This window comes from Caulobacter sp. GW821-FHT10E02 (assembly GCF_059415225.1).
Map to the genome: position 1 here is coordinate 131,858 of NZ_JBWKMV010000004.1, position 25,829 is coordinate 157,686.

The following is a 25,829-nucleotide window of genomic DNA, read 5'->3' on the forward strand; positions in this document are numbered from 1 at the left end:
CTTAATGTCCGTCGAATTTCACGGTGACGGCGGCGGCTTCGCGCCGACGCAGGGCGACGCGGGTGTCATCGACACGCACGGCGATCGGATCGCGGCCGAACAGGCCCTCGTGCAGGACCTCGATGGCCGCGCCCTCCACGAAGCCCATCTCCAGCAGGCGTCGCTCCAGTTCCTCGGCGGCCACGGACTCGTCCGCGCCGGACACGCCGGTGACCTTGACGATCACGCCGCGATCGCCCCGCCCGGCCGTGGCCAGGGGACGCACGCCGGGAGTCTCGGCTGGGTTGAATGGGGAGGACAACGCGTACGCTTCGGACATAATGGCTCCGATTAGATTGCGAACGATTATCAGTCGAAGACACCGATGTCGATTCAACGATCCGCGTAGTTTGGGTTATGATGACTGCTTAAGGGCTGTTGGGACCGAATGGCGCAGGGTCGTTAATAGATTCGACTCTTCGACCGCCGGTCGGTCTGATTACGACTTACGATTCGTATGGGCGAATGATGCGTAGGCTGATGCTGGGGCTCCTGACGGGGGCTTATCTTTGTCTGGCTCTGATCGTCTCCCTCTTCCTCTGGAGGATGGGCGCGACCCCGGCTGTCGGCGTCTCGGCCTTCATCGGCACCTTGGGACTGGCCTTCGCCTTCCACGGCCTGCTGGGCCAGACCTTCCTGGCCGCCGCCCTGCGCGGCGACATCGACACCGTACGCGAAGCCCACGCCATCCTCCTGGACCAGATCGAGAAGGTCGACGCCCGGGTGTCTGACCTGGTGGAGTCGGTCGCCGCCGACGCCCAGCGCCGCACCGAGGAACTGTCGACCGAGGTCCACCAGCTGGAAGACATGATCTCCCAGATGAGCGACCGGATGGAGCAGCAGCTCAGCCACCAGGTCGCCGCCGCCTCGGCCCGTAGCCACAGCCTGGGCCGCGAGCGCGCCCCGCAGGCCAGCCACATGCTGCAGGTCGTGCAGGACGCTCTCGCCGAGAACCGCGTCGACCTCTACCTGCAGCCGATCGTCAGCCTGCCCCAGCGCCGGACCGTCTTCTACGAAAGCTTCTCGCGCCTGCGCGACGAGACCGGCCGCGTGATGATGCCGGCCGAGTACCTGGCCGTGGCCGAGCCGGAAGGCCTGATGACGGCCATCGACAACCTGTTGCTGTTCCGCTGCGTGCAGATCGTCCGCCGCCTGGGCAAGCAGGACCGCAAGGTCGGGATCTTCTGCAACATCTCGCTGGCCAGCCTGGGCGACGAGAGCTTCTTCCCGCAGTTCCTCGAGTTCATGCAGGGCAACAAGGACCTGGCCGGTTCGGTGATCTTCGAGCTGGGCCAGGCCGCGTTCGAGCGCCGTGGCGCGGTCGAGGCCCGCCACATGGCCCGCCTGGCCAGCCTGGGCTTCAGCTTCAGCCTCGACAAGGTCAACGACCTGGACCTGGACTTCCAGGACCTGGCCCGCGCCGACGTGCGCTACATCAAGGTCGGCGCCCAGATGATGCTGGACCAGCTGGAAGAGCAGGACGGCAAGCTGGTCATCGCCTCGCTGCCCGACCTGAACGCCAGCGACTTCGCCGCCCTGACCCGCCGCTACGGCATCGAGGTCATCGTCGAGAAGGTCGAGGCCGAGAAGCAGATCGTCGACATCCTCGACCTGGATATCGGCTATGGCCAGGGTCACCTGTTCGGCGAGCCGCGCGCCATCCGTGACGCCGTCCTGGCCGAGGCCGAACCGCCGCAGGACTTCATGCGCGGGGCCCTGCGCCGTCGCGCGGTCGGCTGGTAAGACTGCTGACAGGTTTGGGCGCCCGGCCGCAAGCATCGGAATGATCCGGCGCGCGGTCTGACGCATGGTCTCCCCACGAAAGGAGACCTACCGATGACTGCTCCGACCTATCTCACCGACGACGCGCGCTGGGACGCCATGCGCGCCAAGGACCGCGCCACCGAAGGCGCCTTCTATATCGGCGTGCGCACCACCGGCGTCTATTGCGTCGCCAGCTGCGGCGGCCGCCCGCTGCGCAAGAACGTCGCCTTCTACGACACCCGCGAACAGGCCCGCGCCGCCGGCCTGCGCGCCTGCCTGCGCTGCAAGCCCGACCTCAACCGCGAGACCCTGCGCTGGGGCGTCACCCCGACCAGCCTGGGCCTCGCTTTGGTCGCCCGCTCCGACGCCGGTCTGCGCCTGGTCACCCTGGGCGACGACGTCGAGGCCCTGAGGGCGGACCTGGAGAAGCGCTTCAAGCACGCCCGCATCGTGCCGGATGACGAAGGCCTGGCGGCGGACCTGAAGGCGGTGGCCAATCTCGTCAATCACCCGGACCACGCGGCAAACCTGCCGATCGACGCCCAGGGCACCGACCTGCAGAAGGCCGTCTGGGCCGCCCTGCGCGAGATCCCGGCCGGCCAGACCGCCTCCTATGCCGACATCGCCAAGGCCATCGGCCGGCCCACCGCTTCACGCGCCGTGGCCCAGGCCTGCGGGGCCAATCCGCTGGCGGTGATCACGCCCTGCCACCGCGTGGTCCGCGCCGACGGCGGCCTGTCCGGCTACCGCTGGGGCGTCGAGCGCAAGGCGGCCCTGCTGGCCCGCGAGGCGGCGTGACTCTCGACTGGACCCGCATCACCGCCGAACTCGACGCGCGCGGCTGGGCCCTGACCGGCCCGATCCTGAAGCCCGAGACCTGCGCGGCCATCGCCGACCTGTACCCGCAGGACGCCGGCTTTCGCAGCCGGGTGGTCATGGCCCGCCACGGCTTCGGGCGCGGCGAGTACAAGTACTTCAGCTATCCCCTGCCGGACGTCGTCCAGCGACTCCGGCAGGGTCTCTACGGCCCGCTGTCGACCATCGCCAACGCCTGGGCCGAGCGGCTGGGCGAGGACCGCCGCTTCCCGGAAGCGCTGGACGACATGCTGGCGCGGTGTCGTGAGGCCGGGCAGGTCCGGCCGACGCCACTGCTGCTGACCTATGGGCCGGGCGACTACAACTGCCTGCACCAGGACCTCTACGGCGAGCACGTCTTCCCGCTCCAGGCGGCGTTCCTGCTGGACGAGCCCGGCCGCGACTTCGACGGCGGCGAGTTCGTGATCGTCGAGCAGCGGCCCCGGCAGCAGAGCGCGCCGCAGGTTGTGCCGCTGAAGCAGGGCGAAGGCGTGATCTTCGCGGTGCGCGAGCGGCCGGCGGAGGGGACGCGGGGTGTGCACCGGCGAGTGCTACGGCACGGGGTGAGTGAGATCAGGTCAGGCCGTCGAAGGACCCTGGGCGTGATCTTTCACGACGCGACGTAGAGCGCCCCCTCCGTCTCGCTGCGTATCCGCAGCGATCCACCTCCCCCGTTTCACGGAGCTTTATCCTCCCCTGCGAAGCGGGGGAGGTGGCGCGGCGCGGATACGCGCCGTGACGGAGGGGGCGCTCAGCGCCTCACCCCAACGGCGAAACGCCAAACAGCACCCGGTGCAGGAACAGCAGGAACACCAGATACAGCACCGTCCCCGCGACCACCGCGATCACGTCCGCGATCGGCTTGGTCACCACCGGCGCCGGCTCCCCACGTCCCAGCGCCGAAGCCAGGTCCACGATCGCCCACACCAGGAAGCTCCCGAACAGCAACGCCGACGCCTGATCCCCATTGGCCAGCAGATGTCCCGCCGACCAGGCGATCGTCCCCAGCAGCATCGGATGGCGCACGGTCGCCTTGATCCGCCCGACCGGCCCGTTCGAGCCCGCCATCAGCACGAAGGCGATCCACACCAGGCCCATCGTCGCGTGACGCCCCCAGGGCGGCGGGTCGTAGAGCTGCGGGGCCAGCGGCCGGAACTGGATCCAGCCCCAGATGATCAGCCCCAGCCCCACCGCCGAGACCAGCGAATAGAGCCCCTTCCAGCGCCCCGGATTGGCGGCGATCTGGGCGGCGCGGAACGGCGCGGCCAGGATTCGCACCGAGTGGATGCCCAGGAACAGCACCAGCCCCAGGATCAGTATCGTCATCGGCCCCTCCCCTGTCTGGCGGGGAGGATAGTCACGGAACGCCGATTTCCGAAAGCTGACGCAGACGGGTGTGAGCCTGGGCCAACCGCCCTTCGCAGGCCGCGAGGATGGCCGGCCCGGCTTCACGGCGCTTGTCGTCCGCATCCTGCGCGAAGGTCTGTTCGGGATATTTGGCGTTGCGACGCGTGGCCTCCCGCATCCGCGCGACCGTCGCGTCGTCGGGGCTGACGCCGAAGTGCGGCAGGATGCGATCGAACAGCGCGTCGGGCAGGTCGCGATAGTCGACAGCCAGGCCGCCGCCGAGGTCCCAATGCGCCAGCGCGCCCTCGCAGACTCCGGTCAGCACGGCGGCGTGGTAGGCCGGGTCCAGCGGGTTACCGATTTCTGCCAGTCCCAGACGGGCCGGAGCGACCAGGTCACCGACCATCTGGCTGCCCGGCCGGCGGGCGTGGGAGACCATGACCTCGACCGGATCGCGATAGACGAAGATCCACGGCGTATCCGGAAACGCCGCCCGGTACAGCGGCAACTCGCGCGCCGCCCAGCAATCCAGCTTCAGATACAGCGGCCCGTCACCGGCCAAAGCAGCGGCGGCGGCCCGCAGCGCCGCCGGATCACCGCTCAGCGCCGCTTGGTCGACGCCCGGATCCTCGTTGATCGCCGTATTGGCCGGGTCCGCCGCCAGCATCCGCACCAGCAGGGTCGAGCCGCACCGCGACATGTGGAAGATCAGGCCTTGCGGCGCGCGCGTCATGCGGTGTCCGTCGCTTGTGACATGGAGAGAGACCAGCATAAGCTGAACCCATGCGCTTTCCAGACCGCTTGCGGTTGCCCTTCGCCTTCGATCCGGACCGGCTGCGCGCGGACCTCGCGCGGGTGGAAACCGACACGACCTGGACCTCGCATTTCGTCCGCCAGAACTATGACGGCGACTGGAGCGCCGTCGCGCTGCGCGGCCTGGCCGGCGAGACCCATCCGATCCGGATGATCTATTCCGACCCGATCCGCACCGACTATGTCGACACGCCGCTCCTGGAGGCCTGCCCCTATTTCCAAGCGGTCCTGGCCGCGTTCCAGTGCCCGCTGACCAGCGTGCGGCTGATGAAGCTGACGCCCGGCTCGGTGATCAAGGAGCACAGCGACCACGACCTGGCCGCCGAGGACGGCAAGGCGCGGATCCATATCCCCGTCACCAGCAACCCGGACGTCGAGTTCAAGGTCAATGGCGTCGCCGTGCCGCTGGCCCTGGGCGAGACCTGGTACCTGCGGCTTTCCGATCCCCACACCGTCGCCAATCGCGGCCAGACCGACCGCGTTCACCTGGTCATCGACGCCCGCATGAACGACTGGCTGGACAAGCAGATGACCCTGGCCCTGGCGGCGGACGGCGTGGATGCCTAGATGGCGTCGCAGTTGACGCCCCTCCTTGCGAGCTTTACCGCCCAATCCATGATGGACTTCCCCGCCGGCCTTTCCGCCCTTTCCGACCGCTACGACGTGGTGCTGTGCGACGTCTGGGGCGTGATCCACAACGGGGTCCGCAGCTTCCCGGAAGCCTGCCAGGCCCTGACGACCTGGGGCGAGACCAAGGGTCCGGTGGTGCTGATCTCCAACTCGCCGCGTCCCTCGTATGACGTGGTGGCCCAGCTCGACAGCCTGGGCGTGCCGCGCTCGGCGTGGCAGGGGTTCGTGACCTCGGGCGACGCGACGCGAGCGCTGCTGACGCCGCACACCGGGACCAAGGTCTGGAAGATCGGTCCCGAGCGCGACGGTCCGCTGTGGGCCGGCTTCGACCTGACCCTGGCGAACCCCGAGGACGCCGACTTCATCCTGAGCTCGGGCCTCTATGACGACGAGAACGAGGTCCCCGAGGACTATCGCGACCGCCTGAAGGTCGCCGCCGACCGGGGTCTGCTCTTCATCTGCGCCAATCCCGACCGCGTCGTGCAGCGCGGCGATCGCCTGATCTTCTGCGCCGGCGCCCTGGCCGATCTCTATGAGAGCCTGGGCGGCAAGGTGGTGATGGCCGGCAAGCCCTATGCGGCGATCTACGACCTGGCCGTGGCCGAGGCCGCGCAGCTGCTGGGCCGTCCCGTCGATCGCGATCGCGTGCTGTGCATCGGCGACGGCGTCATCACCGACGTGAAGGGCGCCCACGACCAGAAGCTGGCCTGCCTATTCATCGCCAAGGGCATCCATGGCGAGACCGCCGTCGGTCCGGACGGCCAGCTGATCCCGGACGCCGTCCAGGCCCTGCTCGACGCCGAGGCCGTGGGCGCGACCCACGCCATCGGCGATCTGGTCTGGTAACAAGAAGAACAAGGGGAGCGTCATGCGGGGCAAGTTTCTGGAAGAGCTCAGCGTCGGCCAGTCGGCCGAGCTGGTCCGCACGGTCGGCGAGGCCGACATCGTCGCGTTCGCTCAAGTGACCGGCGACACCAATCCGGTGCACCTGGACGCCGACTACGCGGCCACGACCAGCTTCGGCCAGCGCATCGCCCACGGCATGCTGTCGGCCGGCTACATCTCGGCCGTGCTGGGCACGACCCTGCCTGGCCCCGGCGCGATCTACCTGTCGCAGGCGCTGAAGTTCAAACGCCCGGTCAAGATCGGCGACGAGGTCACCGCCGTGGTCACCATCTCCGAGATCAACGAAGCCAAGGCCCAGGTCACCCTCGCCACCGTCTGCAAGGTCAACGGCAAGGCGGTGGTCGACGGCGAGGCCGTGGTCATGGTTCCGCGCAAGGCCGCCTGATGTCGCTCAAGACCGTCAACGCCTGGAAGGACCTCCCCGCCGACGAGCGCGGCGCCGCCGTGGCGCTGGGCAATTTCGATGGCGTCCATCGCGGCCACCAGCAGGTGATCGCCCAGGCGGCCAAGGCCGCGCTGGAGCTGAAGGCGCCGCTTGGCGTCATCACCTTCGACCCGCACCCGCGCCGCCTGTTCCGGCCAACCGAGCCGGCCTTCAAGCTGATGACCCACGCCCAGCAGGCCCGCGCCCTGGCCGGGCTGGGCGTCGACCTGCTGTATCTGCTGCCGTTCGACTTCGAGATGGCCAGCTTCGGCGACCGCGAGTTCGTCGAAAAGGTGCTGGTCGAGGGCCTCGGCGTGAAGCACGTCGCCGCCGGCTTCGACATCTCGTTCGGCCGGGGCCGCACGGGCAGCGCCGACCTGCTGCGGACCTATGGCGAAGAATACGGCTTCACCGTCTCGATCGCCGAGCCGGTCGCCAGCCGCGACGGCGACAAGTTCTCCTCGACCGGCGTCCGCGACGCCCTGCGCGCCGGCCAGCCCGACCAGGCCGCCCGCATCCTGGGTCGCCCCTTCGCCATCGAGGGCGTGGTCCGCCGGGGCCAGCAGTTGGGCCGCCAGCTTGGCTTCCCGACCGCCAATGTCGAGGTCGAGGACTATGTGGTGCCGAAACTCGGCGTCTACGCCACCCGCACGCGCCTGCCCGACGGCCGCGAGGTGCCTGGCGTGGCCAATCTGGGCAACAACCCCACCACCGGCATCGTCGAGACGCGGCTGGAGACCTGGCTGTTCGACTTCGACGAGGACCTCTACGGCCAGATCATCGAGACCGACCTGATCGCCTTCCTGCGCCCGGAACTGAAGTTCGACAGCCTGGAGCTGATGATCGAGCAGATCCGCCGCGACGAGCAGGAAGCGCGGGCGATTGTCGCGCCGGGGTTCTAGCGGCAAGCGAAACCCTTTCGCGTTCTCCCCGGTCCCGTTAACCTTGTTTAACGGCTGGGTGGGGACCGCATGCTCAAGGGGCGCAAGTACCAACATTTCGCGCGCGCCATGCGGCCTGTCGCTCGGCGTTCGCACGAGATTCTGGCCTATCCCGAGGGCGCGCAGTTCGTGTTCGACACGGGCAAGGCCGTCGAGGTCGAGGGCGGCTATTGCGCCCTGCCCGACGGCGATCTGCTGGACGCCTATTCCAACGCCGTGGTCCGCGCCGTCGAGCGCATCGGACCCAGCGTCGTGCGCATCCACCCGATGCTGGAAGACCCGCGGATGTCCGGCGTCGGCTCGGGCTTCGCGATCGGCCCTGACGGCCTGATCCTGACCAACAGCCACGTGATCCAGGGCGCCAGCCGCTACATCGTCATCACCGCCGAGGGCCGCAGCTTCACCGCCCGCTGCGTCGGCGACGATCCCGACACCGATCTGGCCGTGATCAAGATCGACCAGGCCGTCGATCTGCCGGTGGCTAGGCTGGGCGACTCCAAGCGGTTGCGGCGCGGCCAGCTGGTCATCGCCATCGGCGCGCCGCTGGGCTTCGAGGCCACGGTGACCACCGGCGTCGTCTCGGCACTAGGCCGCTCCTTGCGGGGCGAGCGCGGCCGGCTGGTCGAGGACCTGATCCAGACCGACGCGGCGCTCAATCCCGGCAACAGCGGCGGGCCCCTCGTGAACTCGACCGGCGAGGTCGTGGGCATCGCCACGGCGATCATCGCCGGCTATCAGGGCCTGTGCTTCGCGGTGGCGGCCAACACCGCCCGCTTCGTGATCGCCGAACTGCTGGCGCACGGTCACGTGCGGCGCGGCTCGATCGGCCTGATCGCCCAGCAGGCCCCGATCCCGGTGGCCCTGGCCAAGGCCACCGGCCTGCACCAGCCCTATGCGGTCTATGTCGCCCATGTCGATACCGGCGGCCCGGCCGCCAAGGCGGGGATCAAGGAAGGCGACCTGCTGGTCTCGGCCGGCAGTCAGGTGCTGACCGGCCTGGACGACCTGCTGCGCGCACTGGACCACCACAGCATCGGCCGGCCCACCGACTTCCTGGTCATCCGCAACGCCCGCCTGATGACCGTGACGGTGACGCCCAAGCTGCGGAAACCGGGGGCGTAGCCGAAGCCTTTGCGCGTCGGCCCGCCCTCTGCTATCCCGCTGGCCATGAATTTCGTTCGGAAGATTTCGCGAATTATCCGCCCGGCGTGACGCCGCCGGACGATCCTCCAGCGCGCGCCGGGTTTTCCCGCCCTCTTCCGACACCCTAAAAGCCGGACACCTATCCATGGCCGACGACGCCACGACCGCCCGCGACTATCGCGAAACCGTCTTCCTTCCCGACACCCCGTTCCCGATGCGCGGGGGCCTGCCCAAGAAGGAGCCCGAGATCCTGGAGGGCTGGGCCGCCCTCTCGCCCAAGGGCCTGTACGGCGCCGTGCGCGCCAAGCGTCAGGCCGACGGCGCCCCGCTGTTCGTGCTGCACGACGGCCCGCCCTACGCCAATGGCGCGATCCACATCGGCCACGCCCTGAACAAGACGCTGAAGGACTTCGTGGTCCGCTCGCGCTTCGCCCTGGGCTACGACGTCGACTACGTGCCGGGCTGGGACTGCCACGGCCTGCCGATCGAGTGGAAGATCGAAGAGGAATTCAGGGCCAAGGGCCGCCGCAAGGACGAGGTCCCGGCCGAGGAATTCCGCACCCGCTGCCGCGAATATGCGGGCGGCTGGGTCGAGGCCCAGAAGACCGAGTTCCAGCGCCTGGGCATCCTGGGCGACTGGTGGAACCGCTACGCCACCATGGACTTCACCTCGGAAGCCACGATCGTCGCCGAGTTCCACAAGTTCGCCGCCTCGGGCCAGCTCTATCGCGGCTCCAAGCCGGTGATGTGGAGCCCGGTCGAGCGCACGGCCCTGGCCGACGCCGAGATCGAATACCACGACCACGTCAGCCCCACGATCTGGGTGAAGTTCCCGGTCAAGGTCTATGACGAGGAGCACTACGCGCTCTCGGGCAATGCGGCCGGCGACAACGTCTTCCGCCTGGCGCCCAACGACGCCAGTGTGGTGATCTGGACCACCACGCCGTGGACCATCCCCGCCAACCGCGCGATCAGCTTCAACCCCAAGGTCGAATATGGCCTCTATGAGGTGGAAGCCATGGAGGAGAACCTCGAGTTCGCCCCGTGGTCCAAGGCCGGCGACCGCCTGATCATCGCCGACAAGCTGGCCGAGGACGTGCGCAAGGCCGCCAAGGTCGCGACCTGGCGCCGGGTCGAGCCCGTCGATCCGACCGGCCTGGTCTGCGCGCATCCGCTGGCCCAGTTCGACGAAGGCTTCGGCTTCGACGTGCCGCTGCTGGCCGGCGACCACGTGACCGACGACGCCGGCACCGGCTTCGTCCACACCGCTCCGGGCCACGGCGCGGACGACTATCTGGTGTGGCTGAAGAGCGGCTACGCGCTGGACTCCATCCCCGACACCGTCGATCCGGACGGCGCCTATTTCCCGCATGTGCCGCTGTTCGCGGGCCTCAAGGTCATCGAGACCGAGGGCAAGAAGGCCGGCAAGTTCGGCCCCGCCAACGGCGCGGTCATGGACAAGCTGATCGAGGCCGGAAACCTGCTGGCGCGCGGCCGCGTCGAGCACAGCTATCCGCACAGCTGGCGCTCGAAGGCCCCGATCATCTTCCGCAACACCCCGCAGTGGTTCATCCGCATGGATCAGCCGCTCGACAGCGGCAAGACCCTGCGCGAGACGGCCATCCAGGCCATCGCCGACACCGCCTTCCACCCCGACGCCGGCCGCAACCGCATCGGCTCGATGGTCGAGACGCGCCCCGACTGGCTGGTCAGCCGCCAGCGCGCCTGGGGCACGCCCCTGGCCATGTTCATCGACAAGGAGACCGGCGCGCCGCTGATGGACGCGGCCGTCAACGCCCGCATCCTGGCGGCCATCCGCGAGGGCGGCGCAGACGCCTGGTTCTCGCGCCCCGACGCCGACTTCCTGGGCGAGGCCTATGACGCCGCCCAGTTCGAGAAGGTCGGCGACATCCTGGATGTCTGGTTCGATAGCGGCTGCACCCACGCCTTCACGATCGAAGGCCGCGACGACAGCCACTGGCCGGCCGACCTCTATCTGGAAGGCTCGGACCAGCATCGCGGCTGGTTCCAGTCCAGCCTGCTCGAAGGCTGCGGCACTCGCGGCCGCGCGCCCTACAAGGCGGTTCTCACCCACGGGTTCACCCAGGACGAGAACGGCGAGAAGATGTCCAAGTCCAAGGGCAACACCGTCGAGCCGCAGTCGGTCACCAAGGAAAGCGGCGCCGAGATCCTCCGTCTGTGGGCGGCGATGGTCGACTATTCGGAAGACCAGCGGATCGGCAAGACGATCCTGGCCACCACCACCGACGCCTATCGCAAGCTGCGCAACACCACGCGCTACCTGCTGGGCGCCCTGGCCGGCTTCGACGAGGCCGAACGGGTCACCGACTACGCCGACTTCCCGCCGCTGGAGAAGTACATTCTGCACCGCCTGTGGGAGCTGGATCGCGACGTGCGCGCCGCCTATGAGGCCTATCGCTTCAGCGACGTGGTCCGGCCGCTGATCGAGTTCTGCCAGGGCGACCTGTCGACCCTGTTCTTCGACATCCGCAAGGACAGCCTCTATTGCGACGCGCCGACGGCCCTGCGCCGCCGCGCCTATCGCACGGTGCTGGACTACGTCTTCGAGCGCCTGACCATCTGGCTGTCGCCGCTGACCAGCTTCACCATGGAAGAGGCGTGGCAGACGCGCTTCCCCGACGCCGGCTCCAACAGCCTGCGGGTGATCCCGGAAACGCCGGCGGAATGGCGGAACGACGCCGAGGCCGCGCGCTGGACCAAGGTCGAGACGGTGATGTCGGTGGTGACCGGCGCCCTGGAAGTCGAGCGCCGCGAAAAGCGCATCGGCTCGGCGCTGGAGGCGGCTCCGGTCGTCCACGTCGCCGACGCCGACCTGCTGGCCGCCTTCGACGGCCTGGACGCCGCCGAGGTGTTCCGCACGTCGGCCGCCAGCCTGGTCGCCGGTGAAGGCGGCGCGTTCACGACCGACGAGGTCAAGGGCGTGTCGGTGGATCCCAAGCTGGCCGACGGCAACAAGTGCGCCCGCTCGTGGCGGATCCTGCCGGAAGTCGGAACCGATCCCCGCTATCCGGAGCTTAGCCTTCGCGACGCTGAAGCTGTGGCGTACTGGGACGCGACGCACGCGACCGCCTAACCCTCCTTGTCATCCCGGAAGCCTCGCAGAGGCTGTCCGGGACCCAGGGGCCGGCGCAACGCGGTGCCCCTGGGTCCCGGCTCTCCGCTGCGCTACGGCCGGGATGACAAGTTTTAGGAACGTGGCTTAGGTAACGGAATGAAATCGATCACCCGCCTCGGCTGGACCGCCTACGCCGTCGCCGCCGCCACCCTGGTGCTGGACCAGATCTCCAAGCTCTGGATCCTCGGCCTGCTCGGCCGCGAGCAAGGCGCCTCCGTGCACGCCGTCGGCCCGCTCTACCTGACCATGGTCCATAACTACGGCATGAGCTTTGGCCTGCTGAAGGACCACGACTGGGGTCGCTGGCTGCTGATCGGCTTTTCGATTCTCGTGGTGGTCGGCCTGTCGTGGTGGGTCCGCAAGTCCGCCAAGCTGCTGCCGGCCATCGGCGTGGGCATGATCATCGGCGCGGCGATCGGCAACAACCTGATCGACCGGGTGCTGTACGGCTATGTCGTCGACTTCATCGACGTCTCGCGCCTGAACTTCCCGTGGGTTTTCAACGTCGCCGACTCGGGGATCAACATCGGCGTGGCGCTGCTGCTGATCGACAGTTTCCTGTACGGCGAGAAGAAACTTGCTGAGCCCGCCGAGTAGTTAGGGCCGCCAAGGCGAGACTGAATGACGCCGCATTCGCGTGGGAGATTGGCGCCCGGGCGAGGATGTCGTATCGAGAGCGTCCAAAATTTGGGCCGGGGGTCGGCCTGCTGGAGCATGGTTTGATGAGTTTCAATCGGGTCGCGACCGTGAGCGCCCTGACCGCCGTTGCCGCCATCGGCATGGCCGGCTGCACCTCGACCCAGAAAGCCCTGGGCATGAACAAGGTGGTTCCCGACGAATTCCGCGTCGTCAGCAAGGCCCCTCTGGCCGTGCCGCCGGACTACGCCCTGCGCCCGCCGGCGCCCGGCGAGCCGCGTCCGCAGGAACTGCAGCCGGAAAGCGCCGCTCGCGCCGCCCTGATCGGCCAGAGCAACGCCGCCGGCCGTTCGGAAGGTGAAAAGCTGCTGGTCGCCCGCGCCGGCACCGACAAGGCCGATCCGCTGATCCGCTTCGTGGTCGACGACGAGAACGGCGACCTGGCCCACAAGGACGAGAGCTTCGCCAGCAAGGTGATGTTCTGGAAGAAGGGCCAGCCCAAGACGACGAACGTGGCCACCGCCGCCGAGTCGGGCGCCAACGCCCCGACCGAGGTCGACGCCGCCGCCGAGGAAGCCCGTCTGAAGAAGCTGGTGGGCGCCGGTGGCGTGGTCATCAGCCGCGAGAAGAAGACCGGCATCAAGCTGCCGGGCCTCTAGGGCTCGACACGCCGAGACAATCGAACGGCCCGGGACCTCGCGGTTCCGGGCCGTTTTCGTTTCAGTCCTCGTCCAGCTGGGCCGGGGTGCGGACGACGTAGCCGCGCGACCGAAGCTGGTCCAGCACGCCTTGCTGACGCAGCAGCGGCACAAGATCGACCAGCGCGACGGCGTTCTGGCCAGCATCCAGGGTCTCGGCGATCGCGGCGGCGAGGGCGTCGTCCTGGCGCAGGAAGGCCGCATTGAGCTTGGGAAGGCTGCTCTGGCACGGATCATAGGCCATCTTGCCCCGGACCAGGTGACGGATATCGCCCCTCATCCAGGCCTCGGCATTGGCGCGCATCGCCTCCGGCTGGGTGACCATCCGGGTGACCGAATTCAGACAGGTGAAGTCGTCCATCGAGGCCTCCTTCAGCGACACGCGGAAGGGCCAGGCCAGGCTCTCACCGACCGGGGCGGTCCTGGCGTCCAGCGCCTTGGCCCGCATCATCAGGCGCAGCTTGGGCGACAGCCTTGGCGGAAAGGCCACATAGCCCAGTTGAAGCGCCGCGGCATTCGGCGTCGACGAGACCATGGCGGCCTGGTCGGCGCGCGTGATGTCCATGGCGCGCGCGAAACGCTCGAGATCTTCCGAGTTCAGCTTTTCCACCCAACGCCGGCTCGTCGTCATCTCCTCGTGGGTCATGCGCGCCATCGGCGACGTTTCCGCGTGGATCAGCCGGCCGCCCCTACCCAACCGTCGCTCAAAGACCTTGGTGTCCCAACGGTCATCGTCGCGAAAGCCGCCGCTCGTCAGGCCCAGCACCCAGACCTTGGCGTCGCCCTTCGAGACACTCCACCAGGCCGGCCCGGGCGTACTGGCGTTGACGACCAGCGCCTCCACCATGTTCGGCTCGTTCTGGGCGAACGCCGTCAGCGGCGTCGCCAGGATCGCCAAGACCGCCATCAAAGCCGCTTTCATCCGCCCCTCCGCTCAACCTCAAGTCAAGCTCGGTGGTTGCGGCGCGCGCGTCAATCCCCCGGCGTGACCACGGTGAAGCCCTTGGCGCGCAGCTGATCCAGCACCCCGTCCTGGGCCAGCAGCGAACGCAGCTCGATCACCGCCACGGCCTTGCCGGGCTTCTGCAGAGCCTTGGCGATGGCGTCGACCGCCTCGTCGCGGCCCTGGCGCAGCTCGCGGGCGATCGAGGGCGTGGAGTCCAGGCAGCGCTGGAAGCCGCGATCGGCCGAGACCACTTCACGCACCTGGCCCTGGGCCCAGCGCTCGGCCGTGACCTGGATCCCGCCCTGGCCGTTCTCGGCCTGGCGCAGGCCGGCGTCCAGGCACAGCTCCTGCAGCGGCTGGGGCGCGTTAGCCAGGGCCTTGATGGCGTCGACCAGGCTGTAGTCGGACAGGTTCTGGATGCGCGGATGCTTGGCGACGTCCTTGCTCTTGGCGATCTGGCGGACGCGGTCGGTGACCCCGCCCAGACTGATCGAGACGTCGCCGCCGTCCTGGCTGTTGCCGACCAGGAAGCCGGCGAAGGCGGGCTTGATGTCGTCCATCGCGTCCGGCTTTTCCTTCATGATCTTCAGCCGGGCGTCCAGCCGCTCGCGCAGATCGGCGGGCAGGGTCTGGCGCATCGGCTGCTTCACGATGAACAGCTTCCGGCCGCCCACGGCCAGGCCGATGATGCGGACGATGCTGATGTCGGCCTCCTGGCCCATGATCAGCACATTGGCCCCGTCGAGGCGGCGGCGCAGCACGCTCTCCTCGGCCTTGGTCTTCGACGGCACCAGGGCCGGCACGCCCAGGACATAGACCGTGGTGTCGGCGTCGGTGACCTTCCACCAAGCCGGGCCCGGCACGCGGGCGTTGACGATCAGTTCCTCGACCAGGTTGGCGTTGGGGTCGACGGGCGTGAGGGCGACGGGCGCGGTCTGGTGGATCGAGACCTCGTTTTTCGCCTGAGCCAAGGCTGAGCCCCCGCAAAGCAGCGAAAGGACAAGGCCTGTGGCGGCGAAACGGCGAAGGGTCACTATCTGTCTTCCTCGAACGGCGGCGGAATCGAGATAAACTCCGCGATCTCCCTGTCGTTGGCCGATCGGTCCGCCCGGTCAACTTAAGGAGTTGCAATGCTGGAGCTTCGGCTCCGGCCTGCCTCGTGAAAGTCCGTGTCCATGCCTATCCGTCGCCTGCCGCCCGAAACCGTCAACCGCATCGCCGCCGGCGAGGTGGTCGAACGGCCCGCGAGCGCGATCAAGGAACTGGTCGACAACGCTATCGACGCCGGCGCGACGCGGATCGAGGTCGAGGCCCACGGCGGCGGCCTGACCCGTATCCTCGTCGCCGACGACGGCTGCGGCCTGTCGGCCGAGGAACTGCCCGTCGCCATCGAGCGCCACGCGACCTCCAAGCTGGCCCCTGACGAGGACGGCCTCTGGGACCTGTTGCGCATCCACACCATGGGCTTCCGGGGCGAGGCCTTGCCGTCGATCGGCTCGGTGGCCCGGCTGACGATCAGCTCGCGCGCCAAGGGGGCGGCCGACGCCCACTCGATCCTGGTCGAGGGCGGCAGCGTCGGCGACGTCGCGCCGGCCGCCTTCCCCGGCCCGCACGGGGCGCGGATCGAGGTCCGCGACCTCTTCTACGCCACGCCCGCGCGCCTGAAGTTCATGAAGTCCGAGCGCGCCGAGTCCCTGGCGATCACCGAGGAGCTCAAGCGCCAGGCCATGGCCAATGAGAGCGTCGGCTTCTCGCTGGACATCGACGGGCGTCGGGTGCTGCGCCTGCCGCCGGAGCATCCGGGTCCGCAGGGGCGTCTGGCGCGCCTGGCCGCCGTGCTGGGCCGCGACTTCCAGGACAACGCCATCGAGATCGACCAGGTGCGCGACGGCGTGCGGCTGTCGGGGTTCGCCGGCCTGCCGACCTACAACAGGGGCAACGCCGCCCACCAGTACCTGTTCGTCAACGGCCGGCCGGTGCGCGACCGCCTGCTGCAAGGCGCCCTGCGCGCGGCCTATGCGGACTTCCTGGCGCGGGACCGTCACCCGACGGCGGCGCTGTACGTCACGCTCGACACGTCCGAGGTCGACGTCAACGTCCACCCCGCCAAGGCCGAGGTGCGCTTCCGCGATCCGGCCCTGGTGCGTGGCCTGATCGTCGGAGCCCTGCGTCATGCGCTCGCCGGCGCCGGCCACCGCGCCTCGACCACCGTGGCGACCCAGGCGCTGGACAGCATCCGCGCCCAGCAGAGCCCGTTCCCGGGGTACCAGCCTGGGCCGTCGCCAGCGGGTTTCTCGGCCTGGCGCGAGGGCGGCTGGACGCCGCCGACGCAGCGGCCGATGGACTTGCCGGGGCTGAACGAGGTCTCAGCTCGCGTCGAGCCGAGCTTTGGCGGCGAACTGGCCGAGGTGGTGCGCGAGGCCTACACCTCCGTCGCCTTCGAGGACCGCCCGGCCCAGGACTACGCCCACGCCGCGCCGTTCGACCCGGTCGACTTCCCGCTGGGCGCGGCCCGGGCCCAGGTGCACGAGACCTATATCGTCGCCCAGACCCGCGACGGCATGGTCATCGTCGACCAGCACGCCGCCCACGAGCGCCTCGTTTATGAGCGCATGAAGGGCGAGATGGCGACTGGCGGCGTAGCCCGTCAGACCCTGTTGCTGCCCGAGGTGGTGGACCTAGATCCCGCCGAGGCTGAGCGGGTCATCGCCCGGTCCGAGGAGTTGGCCAGCCTCGGTCTCGTCCTCGAAAGCTTCGGCCCCGGCGCGGTGCTGGTGCGCGAGACGCCGGCCCTGCTGGGCAAGACCGACGCCGCCGCCCTGGTCCGCGACATCGCCGACGACCTGGCCGAGAACGGCCAGGCCCTGGCGCTGAAGGAACGGCTGGAGGAGGTCTGCTCGACCATGGCCTGCCACGGCAGCGTCCGCGCCGGCCGCCGCCTCAACGGCGCCGAGATGAACGCCCTGCTCCGCGAGATGGAAGCCACGCCCCACTCAGGCCAGTGCAACCACGGCCGCCCGACCTATGTGGAGCTGAAGCTGGCCGATATCGAGAAGCTGTTCGGGCGGCGCTAAGCCGCCCGCTTCTCCGCGAACAGCCGCATCGCTGTCGCCAGGTACTCCGTCAGCCCCGGCGCGATCGCCTCATAGCGCGCTGTGAACTCCGGGCTGTCCACGTACAGCCGCCCCAGACCCGTGAACGCGTCGGCCGTCGGCTCACGGTTCCAGGACTTGGCCACCCAGGCCCAATGCCGGCGCATGATCGCCGCCACCGCGTCGCTGTCGGCCGGCAGGCCTTGGCTGAGCGCCTTGGCCATGTCGTGCTCGATCGCGGCGGCTTCCTGCTGGAAGCCGGCCCAGTCGCCTTTTCCCCAGCTCTTCATGCCCGCCTTCGAGTGGGCGATCTTCTCGGCCATGCCGTCGCCGTAGCGCTCGACCAGTTCGGCCTCGTGCCGGGCCTGCTTTTCCGGGTCGAAGCCCGCGAACAAATTCTTGTCTTCCATCGTCTCGTCTCCTTTGAGGTCGGCGAGGGTGCGGTCCACGACGTCCACCAGCTTGGCGTAGCGCTCGGCCTGCGCCGCCAGGCGTTCGCGATGGGTGCGAAGCGCGGCGGCGAGGTCGAAGCGCGGGTCGTCCAGCGCGGCCTGGATGTCCTTCAGCGGAGTCTCCAGGGCGCGGTGGAACAGGATCTGCTGCAGGCGCAGCAGGTCCTGGCGGTCATAGTAGCGATAGCCGTTGGCCCCGACGGCGCGGGGCCGCAGCAGGCCGATGGCGTCGTAATGGTGCAGAGCCCGCACCGAGACGCCCGACAGCTTCGCCATCTGTTTGACCGTGTAGACGCTCATTCAGGTGTCCTTGAACCTTCCCTCTTCGATGGACGGATCAGTCAGGTCTGACGCGGCGTGAGGGTCAAGCGGGTCGCAACAAATTCCGCATCCGAGGCGTTCGGACCCGAAACCGGAGGCTCTCCCATGGAAGTCCGTCGCGGCCGACTGATCGACCACATCCAGCTGCGCGCCAAGGACCTGGAGGCGACCAAGCGCTTCTACCGCGCGGTGCTGGAGGTGCTGGGCGTGCCCTATAACGAGGACGCTGCCCACCTGGACGCCGACGAGATCTGGATCGACGCGGGCGAGCCGGCCACGCACATCCACCTGGCCTTCCAGGCCAAGGACCGCGAGACGGTCGAGCGTTTCCACAAGGCGGGCGTGGAGGCCGGCGGCCGCGACAATGGCGGACCGGGCGAGCGGCCCTACCATCCGGGCTATTACGCCGCCTTCCTGTACGATCCGGACGGCAACAATATCGAGGCGGTGTTCCACGGGCCTAGCGAGCGTTCGGCCGAGAGCGTGGTCTTCACCTTCGAGATGCCGAAGGCCTAAGCCGCGTTCGCCGCCGCCAGAACCGCGCCGTCGGGGCTGGCGACCGGCTTGTCGAGGAATTCGGTGACCGCCGGGCCGCGCACGAGGGCGATGCCGGCCGCCTTGCAGGCTTCCAGCTCGACCGCCGAGCCGACATTGGCCACCGCCTGCCCGACTTCCTTGGCGACGTAGGCGGCCTTGCGCTCGACGAACTTCAGGATCTGCTTCAGCCGGTCGTGCTCGGTCTCGCCGTTCAGGACGAGGGTAATGGTGTCGACCAGCTCGGGCGGCAGGCCCGCGATCGGGAAGGTCGGGTCGGTGACCTGGACGTCCATCCGCGAGAAGCTGCCCTTCAGGAACAGGCGCATCTGCTGCAGCATGCCGATCGAGGCCTCGCGCGGCGTGGCGTAGATGGTGGCGGTCAGGCGCGGCTGCTGGTCCAGCGGATAGCGCGACAGGCGGCTCTTATAGGCCTCCTGCGAGGCCGGGGTGGTCAGGTTCCAGAAGCCGAACGGCACGAAGATCTCGCCGTACGCGGCGCCCTTCAGGGCGGCTTGCGTGTCGGTCAGGCAGACGAGGTCGCGCTTCAGCAGCTTGGCGTCGTCCTCGGGGGCCGGGCCGATGAGGTCCGAGCGCATGGCGATGGCCGATCCGACGAAGGTCCCCTGGACCAGGTCGTGGACGCCCCACCAGCCGGTCTCGGCCGGCGGCGGCGGGGCCGAGATCTTGGCGGCGGCGGGCTTGGCGACCGGCGCGGGTTCGGCCTTGGCCGGTTCCGGCGCGACGGGCGCGACGATCGGCGGCGGCGCCTCGACGGCGACCGGCGGAGCCGGCTCGACGACGGGAATGGTGGAGACGGGCGCGGCGGCCTTGGCCGGACGGTCCGGCGCGACGGTCGTGGCGGCGGTCAGGCCCTGCTTCTTGGCGCTGGCCTTGTCCTCGGCGAAGGTCTTGGCTTCCTCGCGGGTGCTGGGGCGCGGCTCGACGCTGTCGGCGGTGACCACGTGGACGCGGCCGGCCGGGCCCTCATAGCCCTCGCCGGCCATCAGGCCCGCGAGTTCAGCCTGGGTCAGGGCGGCGAATTTCAGGACGGCCTGCTCGTCGCCCTCGAAGGTCATCAGCGCGATCTGGCCGATCGGACGACCGGGGAAGAGAACCTTCTCCAGCTCGGCGGCCAGGGCCTGCATCTCGGTGGGATCGAGGGTCTCGACGCGGTTGTCGGCCAGGACGAAGGCCATCGGCGCCACGGCCCCGCACTTGCGCGGCTTGCGCCAGCGGGCCTTCAGGAACGCGTCAGCGACGCCCTGAGCCTTGTGCTTAGGGACTTCACCCGGCTGGCTTTCGCCGACGGTGAACAGGATACGCAGGCAACAGATGGCCGTCATGAGGTCCGACCATAGCGACCGAAGCTTTTTGAACGGTTACAACCGTCGGGATAACGACGTTTTATTTCGCCATCCCGGGAACCTTTTTAGACGCCCCTTAAACGAACGTCTCGCTGAGGCGGAATTCGAGGCGTTCGCGGATCGCCGGCCAGTCGTAGTCGGTAATCGAGAACACCGCCGTGTCGCGGATATGGCCGGTCCAGGTGACCTTGTGATTGCGCAGGACGCCTTCCTTGCTGGCCCCCAGCTTCTCGACGGCGGCCTGGCTGCGGGCGTTGCGGACGTCGATGTTGAACTCGACGCGGATGGCCCCGGCCTTCTCGAAGGCGTGAGCCAGCAGCAGACGCTTGCTCTCCGGATTGACCGGACCCGAGCGGGCGTCGGGGTTCAGGAAGGTCGAGCCGATCTCCAGTCCGCCATGCAGGCGACGGATGTTCAGGTAGCTGGAGGTGCCGATGATCTTGCCGTCCGACAGACGGCGAATGGCGTAGCCGATGCGCTCGCCCCGGTCGGTCTCGCCCTGCAACGAACCCCAGAAGTCCTCGAAGCCTTCGCCGCAGCCGTTGACCGACATGATCTCCCAGCTGGCGGGATCGCAGTCGATGGCGCCCTTCAGCTCGTCGCGGTGATCGATGGTGATCGGTTCGAGACGCACGTAGCGGCCCTGCAGGATGTCGGCGGTCAGGTTCAGCATGGTCCCGTTGTCCGACAGGCTTGCCGCCCGCGTCAAGCCGGTCTACAAACACTTCAAACAAGCGTTTGACACATAGAGAACCGGGCAGAGGGAACGACCATGGACTTCGATATCTCCCCCACGCAGCGCGCCTTCCTGGACCGCGTCACCGCGTTCATGGACGAGCACATCGTTCCGGCCATCCCGGTCTATGAGACCGAGATGAACGTCCTCGGCGCCGAGCGCTGGAAGGTCGTGCAGGTCGTCGAGGAGCTGAAGGCGAAGGCGAAAGCCGCCGGCCTGTGGAACTTCTTCATGCCGCCGCACAGCGGCCAGACCCATGTCGACGACACCTTCCAGTTCGAAGGCGTCCAGCTGACCAACCTGGAATACAGCCTGATCGCCGAACAGCTGGGCAAGGTCGGCTTCGCCTCGGAAGTCTTCAACTGCTCGGCGCCCGACACCGGCAACATGGAAGTGCTGATGCGCTACGGCACGCTGGCGCAGAAGGAAAAGTGGCTGCGCCCGCTGATGAACGGCGAGATCCGCTCGGCCTTCCTGATGACCGAACCGGCCGTGGCCAGCTCGGACGCCACCAATATCGAGACCCGCATCGAGCGCGACGGCGATCACTACGTCATCAACGGCCGCAAGTGGTGGTCCTCGGGCGTGGGCGATCCGCGCTGCAAGGTCGCCATCGTCATGGGCAAGACCGACCCCGACAACGCCAGCCGCCACCAGCAGCAAAGCCAGGTCCTGGTGCCGCTGGACGCGCCGGGTATCGAGATCGTCCGCATGCTGCCGGTGTTCGGCTATGACGACGCCCCGCACGGCCACGCCGAGGTCATCCTCAAGGACGTGCGCGTGCCGATCGAGGACGCCCTGCTGCTGGGCGAAGGCCGCGGCTTCGAGATCGCCCAGGGTCGCCTCGGCCCCGGCCGCATCCACCACTGCATGCGCACCATCGGCACGGCGGAAGTCGCGCTGGAGAAGATGTGCAAGCGCCTGATGAGCCGCAAAGCCTTCGGCAAGTACGTCTCGGACCACTCGGTGTGGGAAGAGCGCGTCGCCGACGCCCGCATCGACATCGAGATGTGCCGCCTGCTGTGCCTGAAGGCCGCCGACATGATGGACAAGGCCGGCAACAAGTCGGCCCGTCTGGAGATCGCCATGATCAAGGTCGCGGCCCCGCGCCTGGCCCTGAAGATCATCGACGACGCCATCCAGGCCCACGGCGGCGGCGGCGTGACCACCGACTTCGGGCTCGCCAAGGCCTATGCCGGCATCCGCACCCTGCGCCTGGCCGACGGCCCGGACGAGGTGCACCAGCGCACGATCGCGCGGATGGAATACGGCAAGTACGGCGACCTGGTCTTCAAGCAGAAGGCCGAGAAGGAAGCCGCGCTGCACGTACCGGGCATTCGCTAGCAACAAACGGGCGGACGGCTCATCGCGTCCGGGCGATGATCGCCCGATGAGTCGTCCCGCCCGCCTTGTCCTCGACCGCGCGCCCTCGCCCATCGGCGAGCTGCTGATCGTCACCGACGAGACCGGCGCCCTGCGCGCGCTGGACTTCCACGATCACGAGCCCCGCCTCGACCGCCTGCTGAAAACCCACTACGGCCCGCTGCGGCCCGAGCCTGGCTCAGCCCCCGCCACGATCCGCGAGGCCATGGCTGCCTATTTCGCCGGCGAGCTCGACACCCTGAACACCATCGCCTGGGCCACCAACGGCACGGCCTTCCAGCACGCGGTGTGGACAGCGCTGTGCGCGATCCCCGCCGGCCAGACGATCACCTATTCGGAATTGGCCCGTCGGGCCGGGCGTCCACTAGCGGTCCGCGCCGCCGGCCACGCCAACGGCTCCAATCCCTTGAGCATCGTCGCGCCCTGCCACCGGGTGATCGGCATGGACGGCGCCCTCACCGGCTACGGCGGCGGCATCGAGCGCAAGCGCTGGCTTCTGACCCACGAGAAGGCGCTTTAGGCCAGCCGTGCGCCTTCGATCACCACACGGCCGATGTTGAAGAACGGCAGGCTCAAGGTGATCCCGATCAGGGCGTTGAACACCATCGCACCGCTATTGTAGCGCCCGGCCTCGCCGTCCAGCGCCGCCGAGATCGCCCGGCCCGCCGCAGCGCCCAGCCAGGCCACCGCGAGCGCCAGCGCCATGGCCGAGCCGATCCGCGGCTGGTAGCCGAGATAGAGCGCCGCCACGCCGTGCGAAGCGATCAGCACCCCGCCCAGCGCCCGGCCCTCGGCGAACAGCGCGGGTCGAGGGGCATCGTCGTCGGCCAGACCCGCCAGGCTCAGCATGGTCTGCGGCCGCGCCAGGATCATGCCGCCCAGACTCCCGCCGATGACACAGGCCAGGACCGCCAGGAACAGCGACAGGACGTAGCTCGACATAGGCCTTGGAACTCCTGCTATCTTTGTCGCTATTCTGGCGCGCGGCAGACAGCCTCGACGTTGAAGCCGTCCGGGTCCAGAACGAACGCGCCGTAATAGTCCTTATCGTAATGTGGGCGAAGTCCGGGCGGTCCGTTGTCTTTTCCGCCGGATTTCAGCGCCGCTTCGTAGAAGGCGTCGACCTGGGCGCGGTTTTCCGCCGCGAAGGCGATGTGCAGCTTGCCCGAGGTCGGGTCCTGGCCCGCCACCCAGAACATCGGCCGCTCGCGCCCGTAGCCCACCACGTCGACGCCGTTGGTGAATTCCTTGGGCACGACATACAGCTGGCGAATGCCCAGCGGCGCCAGGGCGGCGTCATAAAAGGCCGTCGCGCGCTGGTAATCGCTCGTCCCGAGACCCATGTGGTCGAACATCGAAGCCTCCCTCCTGTTAACCCTTCGCGAAAAGTTCGCGGGCGTCGTCCTTGACTCCCCCGAGCCCCCTGCCTAACTCACGCCTGACGTTGGCACTCGATGGGAGCGACTGCTAACAGCGCAGCTCCCCGGTCCAGCTCAGCCTTTATTTGAAACCGTTCCGACGGAGAACACCCATGAAATTTCGTCCCCTGGGCGACCGCGTCCTCGTGAAGCGCGTCGAAGAAGAAACCAAGACCAAGGGCGGGATCATCATCCCCGACACCGCCAAGGAAAAGCCGCAGGAAGGCGAAGTCGTCGCCGTCGGCCCCGGCGCGCGTAACGACAAGGGCGACGTCGTCGCTCTGGACGTCAAGGCTGGCGACCGCATCCTGTTCGGCAAGTGGTCGGGCACGGAAGTGAAGGTCGACGGTCAGGACCTCCTGATCATGAAGGAAAGCGACGTCCTGGGCGTGGTCGAGGGCTAATCCCTCCCGTCTTCCAGACGCTTCCTTCTTCCAGAATTTTCTAGATCAGAAAGGCGCCCTCCATGGCCGCTAAAGACGTTTATTTCGGTTCCGACGCGCGCGACAAGATGCTGCGCGGCGTCAACATCCTCGCCAACGCCGTGAAGGTGACCCTGGGCCCCAAGGGCCGCAACGTGGTCATCGAAAAGTCGTTCGGCGCCCCGCGCACCACCAAGGACGGCGTGTCGGTCGCCAAGGAAATCGAACTGGCTGACAAGTTCGAGAACCTCGGCGCGCAGATGATCCGCGAAGTCGCCTCGAAGACCAACGACAAGGCCGGCGACGGCACCACGACCGCCACGGTCCTGGCCCAAGCCATCGTGCAAGAAGGCCTGAAGTCGGTCGCCGCCGGCATGAACCCGATGGACCTGAAGCGCGGCATCGACAAGGCCGTCACCATCGTCGTCGCCGAGATCAAGGCGTCGTCGAAGAAGGTCACGACCAACGCTGAAATCGCGCAAGTCGGCACCATCTCGGCCAACGGCGACAAGGAAGTGGGCGACATGATCGCTCGCGCCATGGACAAGGTCGGCAACGAAGGCGTCATCACCGTCGAAGAAGCCAAGACCGCCGAAACCGAACTCGACGTCGTCGAAGGCATGCAGTTCGACCGCGGCTACCTGTCGCCGTACTTCATCACCAACGCCGACAAGATGGAAGTTCAGCTGGAAGAGCCGCTGATCCTCCTGTTCGAAAAGAAGCTGTCGTCGCTGCAGCCGCTGCTGCCGGTGCTGGAAGCCGTCGTCCAGTCGGGCCGCCCGCTGGTCATCATCGCCGAAGACGTCGAAGGCGAGGCCCTGGCCACGCTGGTCGTCAACAAGCTGCGTGGCGGCCTGCGCGTCGCCGCCGTCAAGGCTCCGGGCTTCGGCGATCGCCGCAAGGCCATGCTGGAAGACATCGCCATCCTGACCGGCGCGCAAGTCGTGTCGGAAGACCTGGGCATCAAGCTCGAGAACGTGTCGCTCGACATGCTCGGCAAGGCCAAGAAGGTCTCGATCACCAAGGACGACACCACGATCGTGGACGGCATTGGCGAGAAGGAAGCGATCGAGGCCCGTATCGCCCAGATCAAGCGCCAGATCGAAGACACCACGTCGGACTACGACAAGGAAAAGCTGCAAGAGCGTCTGGCCAAGCTGGCCGGCGGCGTTGCGGTCATCCGCGTCGGCGGCTCGACCGAAGTCGAAGTGAAGGAAAAGAAGGACCGCGTTGACGACGCCCTGAACGCGACCCGCGCGGCCGCCGACGAAGGCATCGTCCCGGGCGGCGGTACGGCTCTGCTGAAGGCCTCCAAGGCCCTGGCGAACGTCACCGGCGACAACGACGACCAGACCGCTGGCATCGCCATCGTCCGTCGCGCCCTGCAGGCCCCGATCCGTCAGATCGCCGAAAACGCCGGCGTCGAAGGCTCGATCGTGGTCGGCAAGATCCTTGAAAAGGACGACGCGACCTTCGGCTTCAACGCCCAGACCGAACAGTATGTCGATCTGGTCGCCGACGGCGTCATCGATCCGGCCAAGGTTGTCCGCACCGCTCTGCAAGACGCCGCTTCGGTGGCCGGCCTGCTGATCACCACGGAAGCCGCCATCGTCGAAGCCCCGAAGAAGAACGCCGGTGGCGCTCCGGGCGGCGGCATGCCGGGCGGCATGGGCGACATGGACTTCTAATTCAGAAGACCAAGTCAGCTCACAGCTGAGAATGAGAAGGGCGGGGCCGCGAGGCTTCGCCCTTTTTCTTGGCTGCTTGGCGCGCTCCCCAGCGCGTGCCAGAAACACCCAAGGTAG

The 25,829-nt window shown here is 68.1% G+C and carries 27 protein-coding genes and 1 pseudogene; 17 read left to right on the forward strand and 11 right to left on the reverse strand.

Annotated features, from left to right (window positions below):
* Position 1: 1 nt before the first annotated feature.
* Positions 2-319 carry a FeoA family protein gene (locus AC07NI_RS20430; RefSeq protein WP_494622502.1) on the reverse strand — a complete coding sequence of 106 codons (318 nt, stop codon included), beginning with the start codon at positions 317-319 and terminating at the stop codon, positions 2-4.
* 188 nt (positions 320-507) lie between these two features.
* On the opposite strand from AC07NI_RS20430, the gene tipF reads away from it, so the two are divergent.
* The 3 genes from tipF to AC07NI_RS20445 all read left to right on the forward strand — a co-directional run bounded on the left by tipF (position 508) and on the right by AC07NI_RS20445 (position 3,284).
* The gene (gene tipF / locus AC07NI_RS20435) at positions 508-1,782 is read left to right on the forward strand and encodes a flagella assembly cyclic-di-GMP phosphodiesterase TipF (protein ID WP_494622504.1); all 1,275 of its coding nucleotides are present in this window, start codon (positions 508-510) and stop codon (positions 1,780-1,782) included.
* Between the two features lie 93 nt (positions 1,783-1,875).
* Entirely contained in the window at positions 1,876-2,601 is a 726-nt protein-coding gene (locus AC07NI_RS20440; protein ID WP_494622506.1) for a methylated-DNA--[protein]-cysteine S-methyltransferase, read from the forward strand.
* Entirely contained in the window at positions 2,598-3,284 is a 687-nt protein-coding gene (locus AC07NI_RS20445) for a 2OG-Fe(II) oxygenase (RefSeq protein WP_494622508.1), read from the forward strand. The genes AC07NI_RS20440 and AC07NI_RS20445 overlap by 4 nt, the downstream gene beginning before the upstream one ends.
* Before the next feature lie 133 nt (positions 3,285-3,417).
* Here AC07NI_RS20445 and AC07NI_RS20450 read toward each other — a convergent pair whose 3' ends face one another.
* A complete protein-coding gene (locus tag AC07NI_RS20450; RefSeq protein ID WP_494622510.1) occupies positions 3,418-3,984 on the reverse strand; it encodes an NnrU family protein in 567 nt (188 codons plus the stop codon).
* Positions 3,985-4,015: 31 nt separating this feature from the next.
* Positions 4,016-4,738, reverse strand: coding sequence for a sulfotransferase family protein (locus AC07NI_RS20455; RefSeq protein ID WP_494622512.1), 723 nt, complete (start codon positions 4,736-4,738; stop codon positions 4,016-4,018).
* A gap of 50 nt (positions 4,739-4,788) precedes the next feature.
* Between AC07NI_RS20455 and AC07NI_RS20460 the strand changes: the two genes are divergently transcribed.
* From AC07NI_RS20460 to ileS, 6 genes are all read left to right on the forward strand, one after another.
* Complete coding sequence (locus AC07NI_RS20460; protein ID WP_494622514.1) at positions 4,789-5,385, forward strand: aspartyl/asparaginyl beta-hydroxylase domain-containing protein; 597 nt, start codon at positions 4,789-4,791, stop codon at positions 5,383-5,385.
* A gap of 48 nt (positions 5,386-5,433) precedes the next feature.
* Complete coding sequence (locus AC07NI_RS20465; RefSeq protein ID WP_494623327.1) at positions 5,434-6,294, forward strand: TIGR01459 family HAD-type hydrolase; 861 nt, start codon at positions 5,434-5,436, stop codon at positions 6,292-6,294.
* Positions 6,295-6,316: 22 nt separating this feature from the next.
* Positions 6,317-6,739, forward strand: coding sequence for a MaoC family dehydratase (locus AC07NI_RS20470; protein ID WP_494622516.1), 423 nt, complete (start codon positions 6,317-6,319; stop codon positions 6,737-6,739).
* Positions 6,739-7,680: a bifunctional riboflavin kinase/FAD synthetase gene (locus tag AC07NI_RS20475; RefSeq protein WP_494622518.1), complete on the forward strand. Its 942-nt coding sequence runs from the start codon at positions 6,739-6,741 to the stop codon at positions 7,678-7,680. Before AC07NI_RS20470 ends, AC07NI_RS20475 begins: the two co-directional genes overlap by 1 nt.
* 69 nt (positions 7,681-7,749) lie before the next feature.
* Positions 7,750-8,841, forward strand: a complete 1,092-nt coding sequence (locus AC07NI_RS20480; RefSeq protein WP_494622519.1) for a S1C family serine protease — start codon at positions 7,750-7,752, stop codon at positions 8,839-8,841.
* Between the two features lie 166 nt (positions 8,842-9,007).
* Positions 9,008-11,977: an isoleucine--tRNA ligase gene (gene ileS / locus AC07NI_RS20485; protein ID WP_494622521.1), complete on the forward strand. Its 2,970-nt coding sequence runs from the start codon at positions 9,008-9,010 to the stop codon at positions 11,975-11,977.
* Here the strand turns inward: ileS and AC07NI_RS20490 are convergent.
* Positions 11,974-12,086: pseudogene (locus tag AC07NI_RS20490) on the reverse strand (hypothetical protein); the annotation flags it as partial. The gene ileS and the pseudogene AC07NI_RS20490 overlap by 4 nt on opposite strands.
* Positions 12,087-12,115: 29 nt before the next feature.
* Between AC07NI_RS20490 and lspA the strand changes: the two are divergent.
* The gene (lspA, locus tag AC07NI_RS20495; RefSeq protein ID WP_494622523.1) at positions 12,116-12,616 is read left to right on the forward strand and encodes a signal peptidase II; all 501 of its coding nucleotides are present in this window, start codon (positions 12,116-12,118) and stop codon (positions 12,614-12,616) included.
* Between the two features lie 125 nt (positions 12,617-12,741).
* Entirely contained in the window at positions 12,742-13,314 is a 573-nt protein-coding gene (locus AC07NI_RS20500) for a DUF3035 domain-containing protein (RefSeq protein ID WP_494622525.1), read from the forward strand.
* A 61-nt stretch (positions 13,315-13,375) separates the two neighbouring features.
* On the opposite strand, the gene AC07NI_RS20505 is transcribed toward AC07NI_RS20500, so the two are convergent.
* Complete coding sequence (locus AC07NI_RS20505; protein WP_494622527.1) at positions 13,376-14,275, reverse strand: TraB/GumN family protein; 900 nt, start codon at positions 14,273-14,275, stop codon at positions 13,376-13,378.
* A gap of 50 nt (positions 14,276-14,325) precedes the next feature.
* Positions 14,326-15,270, reverse strand: a complete 945-nt coding sequence (locus tag AC07NI_RS20510) for a TraB/GumN family protein (RefSeq protein ID WP_494622529.1) — start codon at positions 15,268-15,270, stop codon at positions 14,326-14,328.
* Positions 15,271-15,474: 204 nt separating this feature from the next.
* Here AC07NI_RS20510 and mutL point away from each other — a divergent pair, with 204 nt between their 5' ends.
* The gene (gene mutL, locus AC07NI_RS20515; protein ID WP_494622531.1) at positions 15,475-17,373 is read left to right on the forward strand and encodes a DNA mismatch repair endonuclease MutL; all 1,899 of its coding nucleotides are present in this window, start codon (positions 15,475-15,477) and stop codon (positions 17,371-17,373) included.
* Here mutL and AC07NI_RS20520 read toward each other — a convergent pair.
* Positions 17,370-18,143 carry a MerR family transcriptional regulator gene (locus AC07NI_RS20520; RefSeq protein WP_494622533.1) on the reverse strand — a complete coding sequence of 258 codons (774 nt, stop codon included), beginning with the start codon at positions 18,141-18,143 and terminating at the stop codon, positions 17,370-17,372. The two genes, mutL and AC07NI_RS20520, sit on opposite strands and share 4 nt — an antisense overlap.
* A gap of 126 nt (positions 18,144-18,269) precedes the next feature.
* On the opposite strand from AC07NI_RS20520, the gene AC07NI_RS20525 reads away from it, so the two are divergent.
* The gene (locus tag AC07NI_RS20525; RefSeq protein ID WP_494622535.1) at positions 18,270-18,680 is read left to right on the forward strand and encodes a VOC family protein; all 411 of its coding nucleotides are present in this window, start codon (positions 18,270-18,272) and stop codon (positions 18,678-18,680) included.
* Here the strand turns inward: AC07NI_RS20525 and AC07NI_RS20530 are convergent.
* Both AC07NI_RS20530 and AC07NI_RS20535 read right to left on the reverse strand, forming a co-directional pair.
* A complete protein-coding gene (locus tag AC07NI_RS20530; RefSeq protein ID WP_494622537.1) occupies positions 18,677-20,044 on the reverse strand; it encodes a hypothetical protein in 1,368 nt (455 codons plus the stop codon). The two genes, AC07NI_RS20525 and AC07NI_RS20530, sit on opposite strands and share 4 nt — an antisense overlap.
* A gap of 97 nt (positions 20,045-20,141) precedes the next feature.
* Positions 20,142-20,738, reverse strand: coding sequence for a GNAT family N-acetyltransferase (locus AC07NI_RS20535; protein ID WP_494623329.1), 597 nt, complete (start codon positions 20,736-20,738; stop codon positions 20,142-20,144).
* A 99-nt stretch (positions 20,739-20,837) separates the two neighbouring features.
* On the opposite strand from AC07NI_RS20535, the gene AC07NI_RS20540 reads away from it, so the two are divergent.
* Positions 20,838-22,145, forward strand: coding sequence for an acyl-CoA dehydrogenase family protein (locus AC07NI_RS20540; protein WP_494622539.1), 1,308 nt, complete (start codon positions 20,838-20,840; stop codon positions 22,143-22,145).
* A gap of 46 nt (positions 22,146-22,191) precedes the next feature.
* Positions 22,192-22,704 carry a methylated-DNA--[protein]-cysteine S-methyltransferase gene (locus AC07NI_RS20545; RefSeq protein ID WP_494622541.1) on the forward strand — a complete coding sequence of 171 codons (513 nt, stop codon included), beginning with the start codon at positions 22,192-22,194 and terminating at the stop codon, positions 22,702-22,704.
* Here AC07NI_RS20545 and AC07NI_RS20550 read toward each other — a convergent pair.
* Together AC07NI_RS20550 and AC07NI_RS20555 are read right to left on the reverse strand one after the other, a co-directional pair.
* Positions 22,701-23,126, reverse strand: coding sequence for a DUF4345 family protein (locus tag AC07NI_RS20550; protein ID WP_494622543.1), 426 nt, complete (start codon positions 23,124-23,126; stop codon positions 22,701-22,703). The genes AC07NI_RS20545 and AC07NI_RS20550 overlap by 4 nt on opposite strands.
* Positions 23,127-23,155: 29 nt before the next feature.
* Complete coding sequence (locus AC07NI_RS20555; protein ID WP_494622545.1) at positions 23,156-23,539, reverse strand: VOC family protein; 384 nt, start codon at positions 23,537-23,539, stop codon at positions 23,156-23,158.
* Between the two features lie 176 nt (positions 23,540-23,715).
* Here AC07NI_RS20555 and groES point away from each other — a divergent pair, with 176 nt between their 5' ends.
* Together groES and groL are read left to right on the forward strand one after the other, a co-directional pair.
* Positions 23,716-24,006, forward strand: coding sequence for a co-chaperone GroES (gene groES / locus AC07NI_RS20560; protein ID WP_172270611.1), 291 nt, complete (start codon positions 23,716-23,718; stop codon positions 24,004-24,006).
* A gap of 62 nt (positions 24,007-24,068) precedes the next feature.
* Positions 24,069-25,712 carry a chaperonin GroEL gene (groL, locus tag AC07NI_RS20565; RefSeq protein WP_494622547.1) on the forward strand — a complete coding sequence of 548 codons (1,644 nt, stop codon included), beginning with the start codon at positions 24,069-24,071 and terminating at the stop codon, positions 25,710-25,712.
* Positions 25,713-25,829 lie beyond the last annotated feature (117 nt).